At 66.3% G+C, this 17,128-nt stretch carries 13 protein-coding genes; 6 read left to right on the top strand and 7 right to left on the bottom strand.

The genetic code is table 11. The annotated features are described in order from the left end of the window. Window positions 1-4 precede the first annotated feature (4 nt). The 6 genes from rplC to rpsL form a co-directional block, all read right to left on the bottom strand. Window positions 5-649 carry a 50S ribosomal protein L3 gene (gene rplC / locus ACWFRJ_RS27495; protein WP_453536314.1) on the bottom strand — a complete coding sequence of 215 codons (645 nt, stop codon included), beginning with the start codon at window positions 647-649 and terminating at the stop codon, window positions 5-7. 13 nt (window positions 650-662) lie between these two features. After that, window positions 663-971: a 30S ribosomal protein S10 gene (gene rpsJ / locus ACWFRJ_RS27490; protein ID WP_003948644.1), complete on the bottom strand. Its 309-nt coding sequence runs from the start codon at window positions 969-971 to the stop codon at window positions 663-665. Between the two features lie 836 nt (window positions 972-1,807). Then, window positions 1,808-3,001 carry an elongation factor Tu gene (tuf, locus tag ACWFRJ_RS27485; RefSeq protein WP_393399569.1) on the bottom strand — a complete coding sequence of 398 codons (1,194 nt, stop codon included), beginning with the start codon at window positions 2,999-3,001 and terminating at the stop codon, window positions 1,808-1,810. A gap of 153 nt (window positions 3,002-3,154) precedes the next feature. Next, window positions 3,155-5,281, bottom strand: coding sequence for an elongation factor G (fusA, locus tag ACWFRJ_RS27480; protein ID WP_383275886.1), 2,127 nt, complete (start codon window positions 5,279-5,281; stop codon window positions 3,155-3,157). 39 nt (window positions 5,282-5,320) lie between these two features. After that, a complete protein-coding gene (gene rpsG / locus ACWFRJ_RS27475) occupies window positions 5,321-5,791 on the bottom strand; it encodes a 30S ribosomal protein S7 (RefSeq protein ID WP_003974303.1) in 471 nt (156 codons plus the stop codon). A gap of 2 nt (window positions 5,792-5,793) precedes the next feature. Next, on the bottom strand, window positions 5,794-6,165 hold the full coding sequence (gene rpsL, locus ACWFRJ_RS27470) for a 30S ribosomal protein S12 (RefSeq protein ID WP_003948652.1): 372 nt from the start codon (window positions 6,163-6,165) through the stop codon (window positions 5,794-5,796). Between the two features lie 386 nt (window positions 6,166-6,551). Here rpsL and ACWFRJ_RS27465 point away from each other — a divergent pair, with 386 nt between their 5' ends. From ACWFRJ_RS27465 to ACWFRJ_RS27440, 6 genes are all read left to right on the top strand, one after another. Next, window positions 6,552-7,283, top strand: coding sequence for a Crp/Fnr family transcriptional regulator (locus tag ACWFRJ_RS27465; RefSeq protein ID WP_453536308.1), 732 nt, complete (start codon window positions 6,552-6,554; stop codon window positions 7,281-7,283). A gap of 125 nt (window positions 7,284-7,408) precedes the next feature. Further along, window positions 7,409-8,158, top strand: coding sequence for a hypothetical protein (locus ACWFRJ_RS27460; protein WP_453536305.1), 750 nt, complete (start codon window positions 7,409-7,411; stop codon window positions 8,156-8,158). Beyond that, on the top strand, window positions 8,155-10,305 hold the full coding sequence (locus ACWFRJ_RS27455; protein ID WP_453536302.1) for a hypothetical protein: 2,151 nt from the start codon (window positions 8,155-8,157) through the stop codon (window positions 10,303-10,305). Before ACWFRJ_RS27460 ends, ACWFRJ_RS27455 begins: the two co-directional genes overlap by 4 nt. 249 nt (window positions 10,306-10,554) lie before the next feature. Continuing rightward, entirely contained in the window at window positions 10,555-11,484 is a 930-nt protein-coding gene (locus tag ACWFRJ_RS27450; RefSeq protein WP_453536300.1) for a hypothetical protein, read from the top strand. After that, entirely contained in the window at window positions 11,481-11,978 is a 498-nt protein-coding gene (locus tag ACWFRJ_RS27445; protein WP_453536297.1) for a Pycsar system effector family protein, read from the top strand. The genes ACWFRJ_RS27450 and ACWFRJ_RS27445 overlap by 4 nt, the downstream gene beginning before the upstream one ends. Window positions 11,979-12,169: 191 nt before the next feature. After that, window positions 12,170-13,150, top strand: a complete 981-nt coding sequence (locus ACWFRJ_RS27440) for a M48 family metalloprotease (RefSeq protein WP_453536294.1) — start codon at window positions 12,170-12,172, stop codon at window positions 13,148-13,150. Window positions 13,151-13,218: 68 nt separating this feature from the next. On the opposite strand, the gene ACWFRJ_RS27435 is transcribed toward ACWFRJ_RS27440, so the two are convergent. Next, window positions 13,219-17,118, bottom strand: coding sequence for a DNA-directed RNA polymerase subunit beta' (locus ACWFRJ_RS27435; protein WP_383275883.1), 3,900 nt, complete (start codon window positions 17,116-17,118; stop codon window positions 13,219-13,221). Window positions 17,119-17,128 lie beyond the last annotated feature (10 nt).

The following is a 17,128-nucleotide window of genomic DNA, read 5'->3' as shown; positions in this document are numbered from 1 at the left end:
TTCCTCAAACCCCCTTGGCCGCGGTACGGACCAGGACGAGGCCACCGTTCGGACCGGGAACTGCGCCCTTGATGAGGAGCAGGCCCTTCTCCGCGTCAACGGCGTGAACGGTCAGGTTCTGGGTGGTGACCCGCTCGTTGCCCATACGGCCCGCCATGCGGAGGCCCTTGAACACACGGCCCGGGGTGGCACAGCCACCGATGGAGCCGGGAGAGCGGTGCTTGCGCTGGGTACCGTGACCCGCGCCGAGTCCCTTGAAGTTGTGACGCTTCATGACACCGGCGAAGCCCTTGCCCTTGCTCTTGCCCGTGACGTCAACCTTGACGCCGGACTCGAACGTCTCGGCAGTCACCTCCTGGCCCAGCGTGTACTCGCTGGCGTCAGGGGTGCGGATCTCCACCAGGTGGCGGCGGGGAGTCACGTCGGCCTTGGCGAAGTGACCCTTGAGGGGCTTGTTCACCTTGCGAGGGTCGATCTCGCCGAAGGCGATCTGGACCGACTCGTAGCCGTCGGAGTCATTCGTACGGACCTGGGTAACGACGCAGGGCCCGGCCTTGACGACGGTGACCGGGACGACACGGTTGTTCTCGTCCCAGACCTGGGTCATGCCGAGCTTCTCGCCCAGGACGCCCTTGATCTGCTTAGTCATCTGTCCGCGCCTCTCAGAGCTTGATCTCGATGTCGACGCCGGCCGGAAGGTCCAGGCGCATCAACGAGTCAACGGTCTTGGGCGTCGGGTCGAGGATGTCGATCAGGCGCTTGTGCGTGCGCATCTCGAAGTGCTCGCGCGAGTCCTTGTACTTGTGCGGCGACTTGATGACGCAGTACACGTTCTTCTCAGTGGGCAGCGGCACCGGGCCTGCGACCGACGCACCAGTGCGAGTCACCGTCTCGACGATCTTCTTCGCCGAAGAGTCGATGACCTCGTGGTCGTAGGCCTTGAGCCGGATGCGGATCTTCTGTCCCGCCATGGCTACTTGGTAGTCCTGTCTCTCGAAACGCTCTGGAACCTGGTGTTCTACTCATCTTCTGACCGACCCACGCGGTCGGGCGTGTCGCAATCTCACCAACGAAATTTCCCGAAGGAAATCCACTGCTGTGGGATCGCGGCCCAAGGACCGCTGGCCGGGGGAAGAAACCCACCGGGCGCCTGGCTGGTACCCCGCCCACGCTTCCCAGAAGATTCCCGTACGTCCGCTCCAGCGCTGCCTTACGGCAGATGGGGCGACGAGTACTGTGGGACTCGCTTCCGGTCCTCCCGGCGGGAGGCGCGCAGCATCGGCACTCAACCGAGCAACCCCGACAGTCTGCCATACGGGTACAGGTGCTGGCCAATCGGGACCGGGGATCGTACCCGGTGGCCACCGAAGGTCAAACTCCGGCCTCGCCCGGACCCGCGCTTTTCCGACATCCCGGTCACCTTCTGTCGTCGCCTTCTCACGCCACCGGAGCCCGTCCCCTCATGCTCCGGTATCGCTGACGCCTTTCTTCCAAGAACCCCGAGAGGAAGAAAGTACCCACCAAACCCCACCCCGCCCGCCCAGTCAGCGGTTGGCGACAGTCAACCCACCTCGCGAGCGACCCGGCGCCCCGCAGCCGCAGCCGCAGCCGCCCACCATCCACCGCTGCGCGCCCCGCCCCGAGCAGACCCCGGACGCCCTGCGTGCCGCTCTCGCCGTCGTCGCCCCCGCCCACGCAAAAAGGCCCGTACGACCGAAGTCATACGGGCCCTTCCGTTACTGCGTGTACTGCGGTGCGCTCAGTTCAGAGCAACCGGGTTACCCCGATCCGCAAGCAAGCGGGAAGCTTACTTGTTGATCTTGGTGACCTGGCCGGCGCCGACGGTCCGGCCACCCTCACGGATGGCGAACTTCAGGCCCTCTTCCATCGCGACGGGCTGGATGAGCTCAACGGTCATCTCAGTGTTGTCGCCCGGCATGACCATCTCGGTGCCCTCGGGGAGGGTCACGACGCCGGTCACGTCCGTGGTGCGGAAGTAGAACTGCGGGCGGTAGTTGTTGAAGAAGGGGGTGTGACGGCCACCCTCGTCCTTCGACAGGATGTAGGCCTGGGCCTCGAACTCGGTGTGCGGCGTGACCGAACCGGGCTTGATGATGACCTGGCCGCGCTCGACGTCCTCGCGCTTGATGCCACGGAGGAGCAGACCGACGTTCTCACCGGCCTGGCCCTCGTCGAGCAGCTTGCGGAACATCTCGATGCCGGTGACCGTGGTGGTGGTCTTCTCGGTCTTGATGCCGATGATGTCGACGGTCTCGTTGACCTTGAGGACACCACGCTCGATACGACCGGTGACGACCGTGCCACGACCGGTGATCGTGAAGACGTCCTCGATCGGCATCAGGAACGGCTTGTCGACGTCACGCTCGGGCTGCGGGATCGACTCGTCGACGGCGGCCATCAGGTTGAGGATGGAGTCGCCCCACTCCTTGTCGCCCTCAAGCGCCTTGAGCGCCGAGACCTTGACGACCGGAAGGTCGTCGCCCGGGAACTCGTACTCGGAGAGGAGCTCACGAACCTCGAGCTCGACGAGCTCCAGGATCTCCTCGTCGTCCACCATGTCGGCCTTGTTCAGGGCGACGACGATGTACGGAACGCCGACCTGGCGGGCCAGGAGCACGTGCTCCTTGGTCTGCGGCATCGGGCCGTCGGTGGCGGCGACCACGAGGATGGCGCCGTCCATCTGCGCGGCACCCGTGATCATGTTCTTGATGTAGTCCGCGTGCCCGGGGCAGTCGACGTGCGCGTAGTGACGCGTCTCCGTCTGGTACTCGACGTGCGCGATCGAGATCGTGATACCGCGCTGGCGCTCCTCAGGAGCCTTGTCGATCTGATCGAAGGCCGAGGCCTCGTTCAGGTTCGGGTACGCGTCGTGCAGCACCTTGGTAATGGCGGCCGTGAGGGTCGTCTTACCGTGGTCGATGTGACCGATGGTGCCGATGTTGACGTGCGGCTTAGTCCGCTCGAACTTTGCCTTCGCCACTGAATCCTCCTGCGGAGTGGTTCTGTACGCCTTGCTTCATCGGCGCCAGGTGATCTTTGCTGGGATGCCCGGGGCCCGGGGCACCCGGCCCGGAAGAGGGTCGGAATGCCCCGGAGACTCCGGAGTCAAGCCTAAAGCGTCAACTCGGTTGAGTTACTCGCCCTTGGCCTTCGCGATGATCTCCTCGGCGACGTTCCGCGGAACCTCGGCGTAGGAGTCGAACTGCATTGAGTAGCTTGCGCGACCCGACGTCTTGCTGCGGAGGTCTCCGACGTAGCCGAACATCTCCGAGAGGGGCACAAGGCCCTTCACGACGCGAGCGCCGCTGCGCTCCTCCATGGCCTGGATCTGGCCACGGCGGGAGTTGATGTCACCAATGACATCGCCCATGTAGTCCTCGGGCGTGGTGACCTCAACGGCCATCATCGGCTCGAGCAGCACAGGGCTGGCCTTGCGCGCGGCCTCCTTGAAGGCCTGCGATCCGGCGATCTTGAAGGCGAGCTCGGAGGAGTCGACCTCGTGGTAGGCGCCGTCGAGAAGCGTGATGCGAACACCAGTCATCTCGTAGCCCGCCAGGATGCCGAACTGCATGGCCTCCTGCGCACCGGCGTCGACCGACGGGATGTACTCCCGCGGGATACGGCCACCGGTGACCTTGTTCACGAACTCGTACGACGCCTCGCCGCCCTCGATGGGCTCGATCGCGATCTGCACCTTGGCGAACTGACCGGTACCACCGGTCTGCTTCTTGTGGGTGTAGTCCACGCGCTCGACGGCCTTGCGGATCGTCTCGCGGTACGCGACCTGGGGCTTGCCGACGTTCGCCTCGACGCGGAATTCGCGCTTCATGCGGTCGACGAGCACCTCGAGGTGAAGCTCGCCCATACCACCGATGATGGTCTGGCCGGTCTCCTCGTCCGAGTGGACCTGGAAGGAGGGGTCCTCCTCCGAGAGACGCTGGATGGCTACACCCAGCTTCTCCTGGTCACCCTTGGACTTGGGCTCGATGGCGACCTGAATGACCGGCGCCGGGAAGTCCATGGACTCCAGGATGACCGGCTTCTTGTCGTCACACAGCGTCTCACCGGTGGTGGTCTGCTTCAGGCCCATGACGGCGACGATGTCACCGGCGCCCACCGACGCGATCTCCTCACGCTTGTTCGCGTGCATGCGGTAGATCTTGCCGATGCGCTCCTTCTTGCCCTTGACGGAGTTCAGCACCGCGGTGCCGGCCTCCAGGCGACCGGAGTAGATCCGGACGAAGGTGAGCTTGCCGAGGTGCGGGTCGCTCGCGATCTTGAACGCGAGGGCCGAAAGGGGCTCCTCGTCAGAAGGCTTGCGCTTGACGACGACCTCGGGGTCCTTGACGTCGTGGCCTTCGATGGCCTCGACGTCCAGGGGCGAAGGCAGGTAACGCACGACCGCGTCGAGCAGGGGCTGAACGCCCTTGTTCTTGAACGCGGTGCCGCAGAACACGGGGGTGACGGTGGTGTCGCCGCCCTTGCCGGAGGCGATGGTGATGCGACGGATCGCGTCGTACAGCTGGTCCTCGGTGGGCTCCTGGCCCTCGAGGTACAGCTCCATCATCTGCTCGTCGTTCTCGGCGACAGCCTCGAGAAGCTTCCCGCGCCACTCATCAGCGGCCTCGGTGTGCGTCGCGGGGATGTCGACGATGTCGTACGCCTCGCCCATCTTGGTCTCTGCGGACCAGACGAAGGCCTTCATCGTGACGAGGTCGACGACACCCTTGAAGTCAGCCTCTGCGCCGATGGGCAGCTGCATGACGATGGGGGTCGCACCGAGGCGGTCGATGATCATGTCGACGCAGCGGTGGAACTCGGCACCCGTACGGTCGAGCTTGTTGACGAAGCAAATACGCGGGACGCCGTAGCGGTCAGCCTGACGCCACACAGTCTCGGACTGGGGCTCAACACCGGCGACGCCGTCGAACACCGTCACGGCACCGTCGAGCACGCGGAGCGAACGCTCCACCTCGACGGTGAAGTCGACGTGGCCCGGGGTGTCGATGATGTTGATGGTGTGGTCGACGTCGTTCATCGGCCAGTGACAGGTGGTGGCAGCAGAGGTGATCGTGATGCCACGCTCCTGCTCCTGCTCCATCCAGTCCATGGTGGCGGCGCCATCGTGGACTTCACCGATCTTGTACGACACACCGGTGTAGAACAGGATCCGCTCGGTGGTCGTCGTCTTGCCCGCGTCGATGTGAGCCATGATGCCGATGTTGCGCACCTTGGCCAGGTCAAGTGAAGTGGTAGCCATATCGGCTCAGTCTTCTCTCGGTCTCGATGTGGGTAGCGACTACCAGCGGTAGTGCGCGAAGGCCTTGTTGGACTCGGCCATCTTGTGGGTGTCCTCACGCTTCTTCACAGCGGCACCAAGGCCGTTGGAGGCGTCGAGGAGCTCGTTGAGCAGACGCTCGGTCATGGTCTTCTCGCGACGGGCGCGGGAGTAACCGACCAGCCAGCGCAGGGCGAGCGTGTTCGCACGGCCCGGCTTGACCTCGATCGGGACCTGGTAGGTCGCGCCACCGACACGGCGGGACTTGACCTCGAGAGTCGGCTTGATGTTTTCCAGCGCGCGCTTGAGCGTGATGACCGGGTCGTTGCCGGTCTTCTCGCGCAGGCCCTCCATGGCGCCGTACACGATGCGCTCAGCGGTGGAGCGCTTGCCGTTCAGCAGCACCTTGTTGATGAGGGAAGTCACCAGAGGAGAACCGTAGACCGGGTCGATGATGACCGGGCGCTTCGGGGCGGGGCCCTTACGAGGCATTTCTACTTCTCCTTCTTGGCGCCGTAGCGGCTGCGGGCCTGCTTGCGGTTCTTGACGCCCTGGGTGTCAAGGGAGCCGCGGATGATCTTGTAACGAACACCCGGCAGGTCCTTCACACGGCCACCACGCACGAGCACGATGGAGTGCTCCTGCAGGTTGTGTCCCTCACCCGGAATGTAGGCCGTGACCTCGATCCCGGAGGTCAGACGCACACGCGCGACCTTACGGAGGGCCGAGTTCGGCTTCTTCGGGGTGGTCGTGAACACACGCGTGCAGACGCCGCGGCGCTGGGGCGAACCCTCGAGTGCGGGCGTCTTGTTCTTCTCGACCTTGTCCTGCCGGCCCTTTCGGACCAGCTGCTGGATCGTAGGCACTACTTCTCCGGTTTCTGTGTGCCGAATAGTAAAGCTAACCTGGAACGTCGCCGACCCACGCGGTCGGGTGTGTCGAATACTGCAGACTCCCGCCGCAAGGCGGAAAGAGGCGCAGATTACGGTGGCCGTTCTCGGACTCACGATGCGGCTGAAGACACGCGCGCGAGCCCAGGCACACCCCAGGCACAAGGTCTGAGCGTACCTACCTCATCGGCTTCGGTCAAAACAAATGCGGTGGGGGGCGACACGCCGGGCTTTTCGGCTCCGATGTGTTCGGTCTCGGCCAGCACGGCCGGTTGTCGCTCGTTCCCCGAGCGGCTGCCTCAAGTACGTTGACTGGTTGCTGGATCAATGGCATCGGCGCACGTGAACACGGGGGCAGCGGGATGGCCGGGGGGCAAGCGTACGCGCGCGACGGTGATGGCCTGGACGACCGGGTGCCCTTTCTCGCACGCCTCGAGAGGGACGACCGCACCGCGCTGCTCGCGATCGGCCGGCCCCTGAGCTATCCCGGACGCGGCGTCATCATGCGCCAGGACGAGCCCTCCGCCCATGTACTGCTGCTCCTCCAAGGCTGGACCAAGGTCACGGCGACCGCAGCCAACGGCTACGAGGCCCTCCTCGCTCTACGCGGCCCCGGCGACATCATCGGCGAGGGCGCCTCCCTCAGCGGACGTGGCCGCTCGGCGACCGTGACCGCCCTTGAGCAGGTCGAGGCGGTGGCCATAGAGGAGAGCCGCTTCACGAGATTCCTCACCGGCAGCCCCCAGGTGGCGCTCAAGCTGCTTGGCCTGGCCACCGACCGGCAGCGCTCCACCGACCGCCGCCGTCTCGAGTGGGCGGCACTCGCGGTGCGCGAACGGCTCGCCGTCCTGCTGCTCGACCTCGTACGCACCCATGGCATCCGGACCGATGAGGGCATCGAGCTCACCGTCCCGCTCAGCCAGCAAGAGTTCGCCGGTTCGGTCGGGGCGTCCCGGGAGGCGGTGGCCCGGCTCCTGAAGGAGTTGCGCGACAGGAAAGTCGTCGTCACGAGCCGCCGCCGCATCATCGTCGTCCGGCCCGACATCCTGCGCCGCATAGCCGGAATCGGCAGCGGGGCGGGAATCGACGAGTGAGCGATGCATAACTAAACGTAACTCTGTGCACGTGGTCACACTTCTTCCGCGTCATCGGGCCTCTGCCGTCTCGCCCCGCCCCGCCATCGTGCTGGTCAACGGAATCGAACCGGCGAGAGGCAGACATGAGCGACCCCCTGAACCGCACGATCCTGCTCTTCGACATCGAGCAGTTCGGCACCAGAGACGATGTCGAGCAGGCCTTTCTCCGACGCATGCTCTACGACGTCGCCGACGGCACCCTCGTCGCGGCCGACGTCAGCGAAACCGCTCGGCTCCGCGCCGATCGAGGCGACTCCGTCGTCGAACTGATCGACGCGAACGTTCCGGTGTCCGGGCTGCTGAAAGCACTGCTCAACGAGACTCCGATGCTGCTGCACGCCAAGAACCGGCTGATGGCGGGCAGTACCCGGATGCGGCTGCGTATCGTGCTGGCGGCCGGATACGTCGCTGTGGACGAGAAGGGCTGGATCGGCGGGGACCTGAACCACGCCTTCCGCCTGTTGGATGCCGAGCCACTGCGCGAGGCCCTGCGGACCGGCGCCGACAGCAGCGTCCTCTGCGTCTCCGACACCGTCTACCAAGGCGTGGTGCGCCACGGCCACCACGGCATACGCCCTGAGAAGTTCCACAAGGTCGCCGTGCAGACCAAGGAAGGGCCAAGCAGCGCCTGGCTGCACCAGGTGTCGACGCCCGAGCAGGCCGACCGCGGGGACTCCCGGCCCGCTGCCCCCTCCCCTGCCGTCGCGACCTCCACCGACGCCTCCCCTGCCAGCACTCAGATCATGGGCTCGCAGTACGGAGTCACCGGCGGTCATGTCGCCGGCGACGTCAACTTCGACTTGCGGAGCGGAGAGCGGGGTGACCGGAAGTGAGCCAGGAAGAGGCCAAGCCGGAGAAGCCGCCGAAGGGCGAGCGCCCCGAGAAGAGTGAGAAGCCTGATCCGGACACCAAGCCGGACGACGGTGCCTCCGAGGGCGGCCAAAGCCAGGAGCCGGACCAGGACCCGGAGGAACGGCAGCCCGCATGGGCCGCTCGCCGCGACCTGATCGACCATGCGCCTGACTTCATCGGCAGCCTGGTTTTCGGCGACCAGCTCGGGCTCACCGGCGGTCATGTCGCCGGCGACGTCAACTTCAACCTCAGCCCCCAAGGCTTCGGCGCGGGCTCCCGTTCGGTGTCCGGCCAGGTCCCCGGCAAGGACGTCGAGGAGGTGACGGCCGTCTTCCAGACCTGCCCGAGCTTCCACGCGGCGCTGGAGCAACTCCGCGACAACCATGTCGTCGTCCTCAGAGGGAGCCGAGGCACAGGACGCCGGTCCGCGGCGCTCATGCTGCTGCATCGGCTCGGCGCCCGCCCCATCCAGTCGTTCGACCCGGGCACCGCCCCGACAGCCTTGCCGGACGCCCTCGAGAACTCGCCCGGCTTCCTCCTGCACGACCTGTCGACCAGCCGCAGCCGTCCGCTCCTGGAGGCACACGTCCTGGGCATGCGGGACAAGTTGCGGCGGCACGGCGGCCGGTTCGTGATCACCGTCGATACGTCGGCGGTCCTTCGCGACGTCCCCTGCGTCCCGTGGGAACCGCCACCGGTCGAGGCCGTCCTCTCCGCTCATGTCACGGCGCTGGTCGGCAGAGAGGCATGGGAGCGGCTGCGGCTGCTCCCATCAGTCCAGGAATTCCTCGGCCGGACTCACCAGCCGGGCGAGACCAAGAAGTTCGCGGATCAACTCGCCGCCCACCACCGAGGCGAACTCGACGAGGAAGAACTGGTCGACTTCGCACAGTCGGCCCTGGCGGACCGGGTTTCCGGGTGGCTCACGTCGCCGGAAAAGGAGGGCGGCGACGAACTGCGCGACAAGGCGTTCCTCATCGCGCTCGCCGTCTTCGACAAGGCCCCGTACGCGATCGCAGCGGAACTCGGCGACAGCCTCTTCGTCGAACTCCAGACGACGGCCAACCCTCATAAGCCACCCCTGATCCCGATCTTCGGCAGCTCCACGGCATCGCGTCTCAAACTCGCCCACGCCGTCGGTAGCACGCAGGACGAGGTCACCGAGTGGGGCCCGGTCTCCCAGTACAGGGCCGAGTTCCAGGACACGCAGACCGCACGCGTGCTGCTCCACGAGGTCTGGGCCGTGCACCCCTCCGCGCGCACCGCCCTGGTGCGCTGGATCCAGCAGCTCGCGAGGGACGGACGCCCGCTGGTCCGCACCCGGGCCGCCGCGGCCACGGCACTCCTCGCCCAGGCGGACCTGCCATCCGCCATGGCGCACCTGATCGAGCCCTGGGCCGGCGGCAGGTCCTACAACGGCTGGCTGAACGCCGCCAACACGCTCAGCCTGGCCAGCCTTCTCCAGGTGCGGGGCGTGTCCCGCATCCTGCATGCCTGGTGCACCGGCGAACACCCCAGTCGCCGGTGGACAGCGATCCGCGTCTACGGACTCCTCGGCCCGATGCAGCCGGTGGAGGCGCTGGACGCTCTGCTCGACACCGTGCGCCTGGAGAACGACGAGGAAGAGGAGGTGAGCCAACTCGCCGAAGCCACCCAGCTGTTGCTGCTCGCGGCCCATGGGCCGGTACTCCCGCTGCTCGCCCCGCTGGCCCAGGACGACCTGGCACCGCACGACGACGCACTGCACGACCACGCGCTGCGTGCCTTCGGCCTCGCCTGCCGTGAGTCCGAAGAGGGCACGGACCGCCCTCTCGTCCTGAAGTGGTTCACCGATGCCCGTTCCTCCGCCGAAAGCGACGAGGACGAACTCGTCGCGGGCCTCTGGCGCGCCGGGCTGCGCGACCGCGCCCACACCGACAGGGCCCGGGAGACCTTGCAGCGGTGGGTCCGCGTGGCGGAGCGCGACCCCTACACCGAGCAGTCCTTGACGTCGCTGCTGGCCGCGCTCGCCGATACCGACGCGGACCGGCGACGGATCGACCACCTCCTGCGCACGGCGCACGACGCCGATGGCAGCCCGCTGCACGTCACACACCGCCTGCGAGCAGTTGTCGCAGCGAAGTCATGAGCCGGAGAGGAGCCCTCCGTGGCGACGGGTCAGGATCACCCTGAAAGCCAGACACCAAGGTCATCCCAAGAGGGGCCGACTACACCTGAGGCAGTCAAAAACCACGCCTGGCACGGCCTGGCCGAGCTGACCGATCAGATCAGCCTGAACAAGCACCACGAACCCAGCGGCCCCAACGAGCTGGACTACCTGGACGCTCGTCCAGTGCAGAGCGGTCGGCCCAATCGGCTGATCGATCCCGTCCTCGCAGTGCGCCAGCTGTCGCGCTACGAGATCCCCGGCCGCCGTTATCTGGGGCGCGCCGACTGCGCCCTCGTGGTCGCCGGGGCCGGTGACTCGTACGAGACATATCTGCCTCCACGGCGCCCCACAAACCTCCGTGGCCGAACCGCCGTGTACGAGGTCGATCTGGGCGTTCATCCCCTGCGCCTGTGCACTCTTCTGCCCAGCGACATCGACAGCTTCGAGTTCGATACCACCTTCGATCTCACCTGGCAGGTGACCGATCCGGAGCGCTTCGTCGTCAGCCAGGAACGCGACATCCCAGCCCTGCTGAACCGCGTGCTCCACCGCCTGCTGCGGCCTGTGACCCGAGAGTTCCCCATCTCCTCGAGTGCGCGCGCCGAGGTTTCCGTGCAACAGATCCTCGACGCTTCCGGCGACCACGCGGCACAGCAAGGGCTCCGACTCGGCGGCACAGCACGGCTGCGCCGTGACCCCGACGAGCGCGCCCAGCAAGGGCGCCTGCGCGCGGCCCGGTACAACGCGGCAGCAGCGCTGTCCGAACACGAGGTGGAGCTGCTGCGACTGGAACAGCAGCAACAGCTCAAGGCACGGAAGATCGAGTTCTACCGCCACCACCTGGCCAAGGGTGGACTCGACGCCCTCCTCCTCCACCTGGCCGAGCACGCACAGGACACGCACCTGGTCGTGGAGAACCTGCGCGCCGACGAGAAGAGGATGATCGAGAACCAGCTCGGGCTCATCGACCGGGTCCTGCCGGACGAAACCCTGGAGAAGTACCAGCTGGAGGAGCCTCAGCAGCTGGTACTCGCGCTGTTCAGGTCCGTATTCACTCAGGCCGTGAGCGAATCGGCCGAAGCGCAGCCGGAAGACCCGCTGCGCAAGCCATCCGATCTGGCCGCCCAGCACCCAAACGGCCGGGCCGGGTGCGTATGACCCCCGAGGAATCGCAGTCCGGCGCAAGGCTGCTCACCGAGGTGCGGGCCGAGATCAGCCGCGCCGACAGCAAGGCGGCTGTAGTGGTCGGTGCCATCGCGATGGCGGTGGGGCTGCTCGGCGGCCTCGTCGCGGGCCGCGGCTGGGACCCGTCCCAGCTCGCCTTGGCCTGGGCAGTCGTCTGGTGGGCCGGAATCTGCGCACTCGCGGCCTCCTTGCTCTCGATGCTCCTCGCTGTCGTGCCTCGCTACCGCAAGAGCGACTGGGAGCCCGGGCTACCACTCGGCTATTTCGGCGACATCCGACGCGCCGCCGACTCAGGCTCCCTGGCACAAGCGCTGGCGGCGGCCGACCGCGATCCAACTTTCCTTCTTGTGACCGCGCTTGCGGCCACAAGTCGGATCGCCGCACACAAGCACCTGTGGATACGCGTCGGCCTTTTGGCTCTCACGGCGGCGGCCCTGCTGCTGCCCGCGGCCTTACTGCTCGGCTGAGAAAGCCCGTACCGAAAAGAAGGAGCACTATGTCCCAGCCGTACGAACCGGAGTACCCCGAACAGGATTCGGTGGCGTCCCCCCGCTACCCCGGGCCGGTCTCCGCACCAACGCCGCGCTCGCCCGATGCCTTACTGAAGCCATTAACGGACGCGGAACCTGAGGCGCTACGAATATCCGGCGCCTCAGGGATGGAGGCGTCCGCGGCCGAGCACGTCCAGCACCCCGAGGTCCACGTGCCCCACGCAGGTCGCGTCCACATAGCGGCCCGCCGCAGGGGCGCTGACGTCCTCGCCGTCGGCTCGCTGGCGCTCCACCTGCCGCACGCCGCGGCCAGCCTCTTTGTCGTGGCCTGTCTGGCGTACGTACTGGAGAGCGCGACCGGCATTCCCCTCTGGGCCACGGTCACCGGGTGGCTGCTCAGCGGTGTGCTGATCTTCCACCGCCCGACGGAGACGTTCCTGGCCCACCACGTCTTCGGCCACAGGCCACCGTCCCTCGTCGAGACTGATCAGCTGGAAACGGTCTGGCACGACGTCACCACCCGCTTTGGAGCGGACGCGGCCACGTACCAGCTCTGGATCGCCGAGAGCGAGGAACTCAACGCGGAGGCCGCAGCGGGACACATCGTGACCGTCACCTCGGCGGCGCTACGTCTCCCGCCGGGCCAACTCGCGGCAGTGCTCGCCCATGAACTCAGCCACCATGTCGCGGGGCACTCCTGGTCCGCACTCCTGAGCAACTGGTACGCCCTGCCCTGGCGCCTCCTCTGGCGCGCCCTGCGGGCACTGCACCAGCTCACGCTCCCCCATCGGCACCACCAGGCCAAGGAAGCCAACCGCCGACTCATCCTGCTGGCGAGCCTGGCCGGGCTGGTACTGCTCTATCTGTTCCCCTGGCTGTTCCTGCTGGCGCTCACTCCATGGCTGCTCGCCGCAGTGAGCAGGCGTGCCGAGCTACGCGCCGACCAGGCCGCAGCCCTGCGCGGCTTCGGTCCCCAGCTGGTCGCGGTGCTGCAGCGCTTCATCACCGACGAGGAAGCCTCGAAGGCGCCCGCCCCGGTTCATCGCTACGGCCGTCTCTTCCCGGCGCCTTCCCTGCTCTCCTCGAAGCCGGATCACCACACCCGGCTGCAGCGGCTCCGCCGACAGCTCCAACAGCCCGGCCACTGAAGAACGCCAAAGGGCGCCCACCCCGTAAGAAACGGAGCGAGCGCCCTTCAGTTCAACTCAAGCAACGCCTACTGGTTGTAAGGCCCGTAGTCGTAGTCCTCCAGCGGAACAGCCTGGCCGGAGCCCGTGCCGAAGGGCGAGTAGTCGATGTCGTCGTAGCCGACGGCCGAGTACATCGCTGCCTTGGCCTCTTCGGTCGGCTCCACCCGGATGTTGCGGTAGCGGGAGAGACCCGTACCGGCCGGGATGAGCTTACCGATGATGACGTTCTCCTTGAGGCCGATCAGGGAGTCGGACTTGGCGTTGATCGCCGCGTCCGTCAGGACCCTGGTCGTCTCCTGGAAGGAGGCGGCCGACAGCCAGGACTCCGTTGCCAGCGAGGCCTTGGTGATACCCATCAGCTGCGGACGGCCGGAGGCCGGGTGGCCGCCTTCCGTGACCGTGCGACGGTTCTCGGTCTCGAACTTCGAGCGCTCGACGAGCTCGCCCGGCAGCAGCTCCGCGTCGCCGGACTCGATGATCGTCACGCGGCGCAGCATCTGCCGGATGATGATCTCGATGTGCTTGTCGTGGATCGACACGCCCTGGCTGTTGTAGACCTTCTGGACTTCGCCGACCAGGTGGACCTGGACCGCGCGCTGACCGAGGATCCGCAGCACGTCGTGCGGGTTGGTGGCACCGAAGGTGAGCTTCTGGCCCACCTCGACGTGGTCACCCTCACGCACGAGGACCTTGGCACGCTTCGAGATCGGGAACGGCGTCTCGTCGCTGCCGTCGTCCGGAGTGACGACGATCTTCTTGGTCTTCTCGGTCTCCTCGATACGGATGCGGCCTGCCGCCTCCGAGATCGGGGCGACACCCTTGGGCGTACGAGCCTCGAAGAGCTCGACGACACGGGGCAGACCCTGGGTGATGTCGTCACCGGCCACACCACCGGTGTGGAACGTACGCATCGTCAGCTGCGTGCCGGGCTCACCGATGGACTGGGCGGCGATGATGCCGACCGCCTCACCGATGTCGACCAGCTTGCCGGTGGCGAGCGAACGGCCGTAGCAGAAGGCACAGGTGCCGACCGCGGACTCGCAGGTCAGGACCGAACGGGTCTTGACCTCCTCGACGCCGTTGGCGACCAGGGCGTCGATGAGGACGTCACCGAGGTCGACGTTCGCCGGCGCGATGACCTTGCCGTCGATGACGACGTCTTCGGCCAGCATGCGGGCGTACACCGAGGTCTCGACGTTCTCCGTCTTGCGGAGCACACCGTCCTCGCCCTTGACCGCGATCTTCAGCTTCAGACCGCGCTCGGTGCCACAGTCCTCCTCGCGAATGATGACGTCCTGAGAGACGTCGACCAGACGACGGGTGAGGTAACCGGAGTCAGCGGTACGGAGAGCCGTGTCCGCAAGACCCTTACGAGCACCGTGAGTCGAGATGAAGTACTCCAGGACCGAGAGACCCTCACGGAAGGAGGCCTTAATCGGACGCGGGATCGTCTCGTTCTTGGCGTTCGACACCAGACCACGCATACCGGCGATCTGACGCATCTGCATCATGTTTCCTCGGGCACCCGAGTCAACCATCATGAAGATGGGGTTCGTCTTGGGGAAGTTCGCGTTCATCGCCTCGGCAACCTCGTTGGTCGCCTTGGTCCAGATCGCGATGAGCTCCTGCGTGCGCTCGTCCTTGGTGATCAGACCGCGCTCGTACTGCTTCTGGACCTTCTCGTCCTGCGCCTCGTAGCCAGCGACGATCGCCTTCTTGGCCTCGGGGACCACGACGTCGGAGATGGCCACGGTGACACCGGAACGGGTCGCCCAGAAGAAGCCCGCCGCCTTCAGGTTGTCGAGCGTCGCCGCCACGATGACCTTGGGGTAGCGCTCGGCCAGGTCGTTGACGATCTCGGAGAGCTGCTTCTTGCCCACCGAGTAGTCGACGAACGGGTAGTCCTCGGGCAGCAGCTCGTTGAAGAGCGCGCGGCCCAGGGTCGTACGCAGCCGGAAGCTGTCGCCCTGCTGGTACTCCTGCTCGCCCTCTTCGACGGCCGGCGGGGTCCAGCCGCGCGGCGGGATGGTGCCCACCGGGAAGCGGATGTCGACCTTCGCCTGGAGCGAGAGCTCCTTGGCGTCGAACGCCATGGTCGCCTCGGCGGAGGAACCGAACGAACGGCCCTCACCGATGACCTTGCGCTCTTCCTCGTCCGTCGTGAGGAAGAAGAGACCGAGAACCATGTCCTGGGTCGGCATGGTGACGGGACGGCCGTCTGCCGGCTTCAGGATGTTGTTCGAGGACAGCATCAGGATGCGGGCCTCGGCCTGCGCCTCCGCGGAGAGCGGCAGGTGCACGGCCATCTGGTCACCGTCGAAGTCCGCGTTGAACGCGGTGCAGACGAGCGGGTGGATCTGAATGGCCTTGCCCTCGACCAGCTGCGGCTCGAAGGCCTGGATGCCGAGGCGGTGCAGCGTCGGCGCACGGTTCAGGAGAACCGGGTGCTCGGCGATGACCTCTTCCAGGACGTCGTACACGACCGTGCGGCCGCGCTCGACCATGCGCTTCGCCGACTTGATGTTCTGCGCGTGGTTCAGGTCGACCAGGCGCTTCATCACGAACGGCTTGAAGAGCTCCAGTGCCATGGCCTTCGGCAGACCACACTGGTGCAGCTTCAGCTGCGGGCCGACGACGATCACGGAACGCGCGGAGTAGTCCACACGCTTACCGAGAAGGTTCTGACGGAAACGACCCTGCTTGCCCTTGAGCATGTCGGACAGCGACTTCAGCGGACGGTTGCCGGGGCCCGTGACCGGGCGACCACGACGGCCGTTGTCGAAGAGCGCGTCGACGGCCTCCTGAAGCATGCGCTTCTCGTTGTTCACGATGATCTCGGGGGCGCCGAGGTCAAGGAGTCGCTTCAGGCGGTTGTTGCGGTTGATCACGCGGCGGTACAGGTCGTTCAGGTCGGAGGTCGCGAAGCGGCCACCGTCCAGCTGCACCATCGGACGCAGGTCCGGCGGGATGACCGGCACGCAGTCGAGCACCATGCCCTTGGGGCTGTTGCTGGTCTGCAGGAACGCGGAGACGACCTTGAGGCGCTTGAGCGCACGGGTCTTCTTCTGGCCCTTGCCGGTACGGATGATCTCGCGAAGCCGCTCGGCTTCCTCATCCAGGTCGAACGACTCAAGGCGCTTCTGCAGTGCAGCGGCACCCATCGAACCGTCGAAGTACGTGCCGAAGCGGTCACGCAGCTCGCGGTAGAGCAGCTCGTCACCCTCCAGGTCCTGGACCTTGAGGTTCTTGAAGCGGTTCCAGACCTCGTCGAGACGGTCGATCTCGCGCTGCGCACGGTCGCGCAGCTGCTTCATCTCCCGCTCGGCACCTTCGCGCACCTTGCGGCGCACGTCGGCCTTGGCGCCCTCGGCCTCAAGCTCGGCCAGGTCGGTCTCGAGCTTCTTGGCGCGGGCCTCCAGGTCGGAGTCGCGACGGTTCTCGACCTGCTGACGCTCCACGGAGACGTGCGCCTCCAGGGAGGGCAGGTCACGCGTACGGCGCTCCTCGTCCACGAACGTGATCATGTACGCCGCGAAGTAGATGACCTTTTCGAGGTCCTTCGGGGCGAGATCAAGCAGGTAGCCGAGGCGCGACGGGACGCCCTTGAAGTACCAGATGTGCGTGACAGGGGCGGCCAGCTCAATGTGGCCCATCCGCTCACGACGCACCTTGGCGCGAGTGACCTCGACGCCGCAGCGCTCGCAGATGATGCCCTTGAAGCGGACACGCTTGTACTTACCGCAGTAGCACTCCCAGTCCCGGGTCGGACCGAAGATCTTCTCGCAGAAGAGTCCGTCCTTCTCGGGCTTGAGCGTGCGGTAGTTGATGGTCTCCGGCTTCTTGACCTCGCCGTGGGACCACTGTCGGATGTCGTCCGCGGTGGCAAGGCCGATCCGCAGCTCGTCGAAGAAGTTGACGTCGAGCACTTTGTCGTCA

It is taken from the genome of Streptomyces sp. NPDC055239 (assembly GCF_053606205.1).
This window is presented reverse-complemented; position numbering and strand designations above follow the sequence as displayed.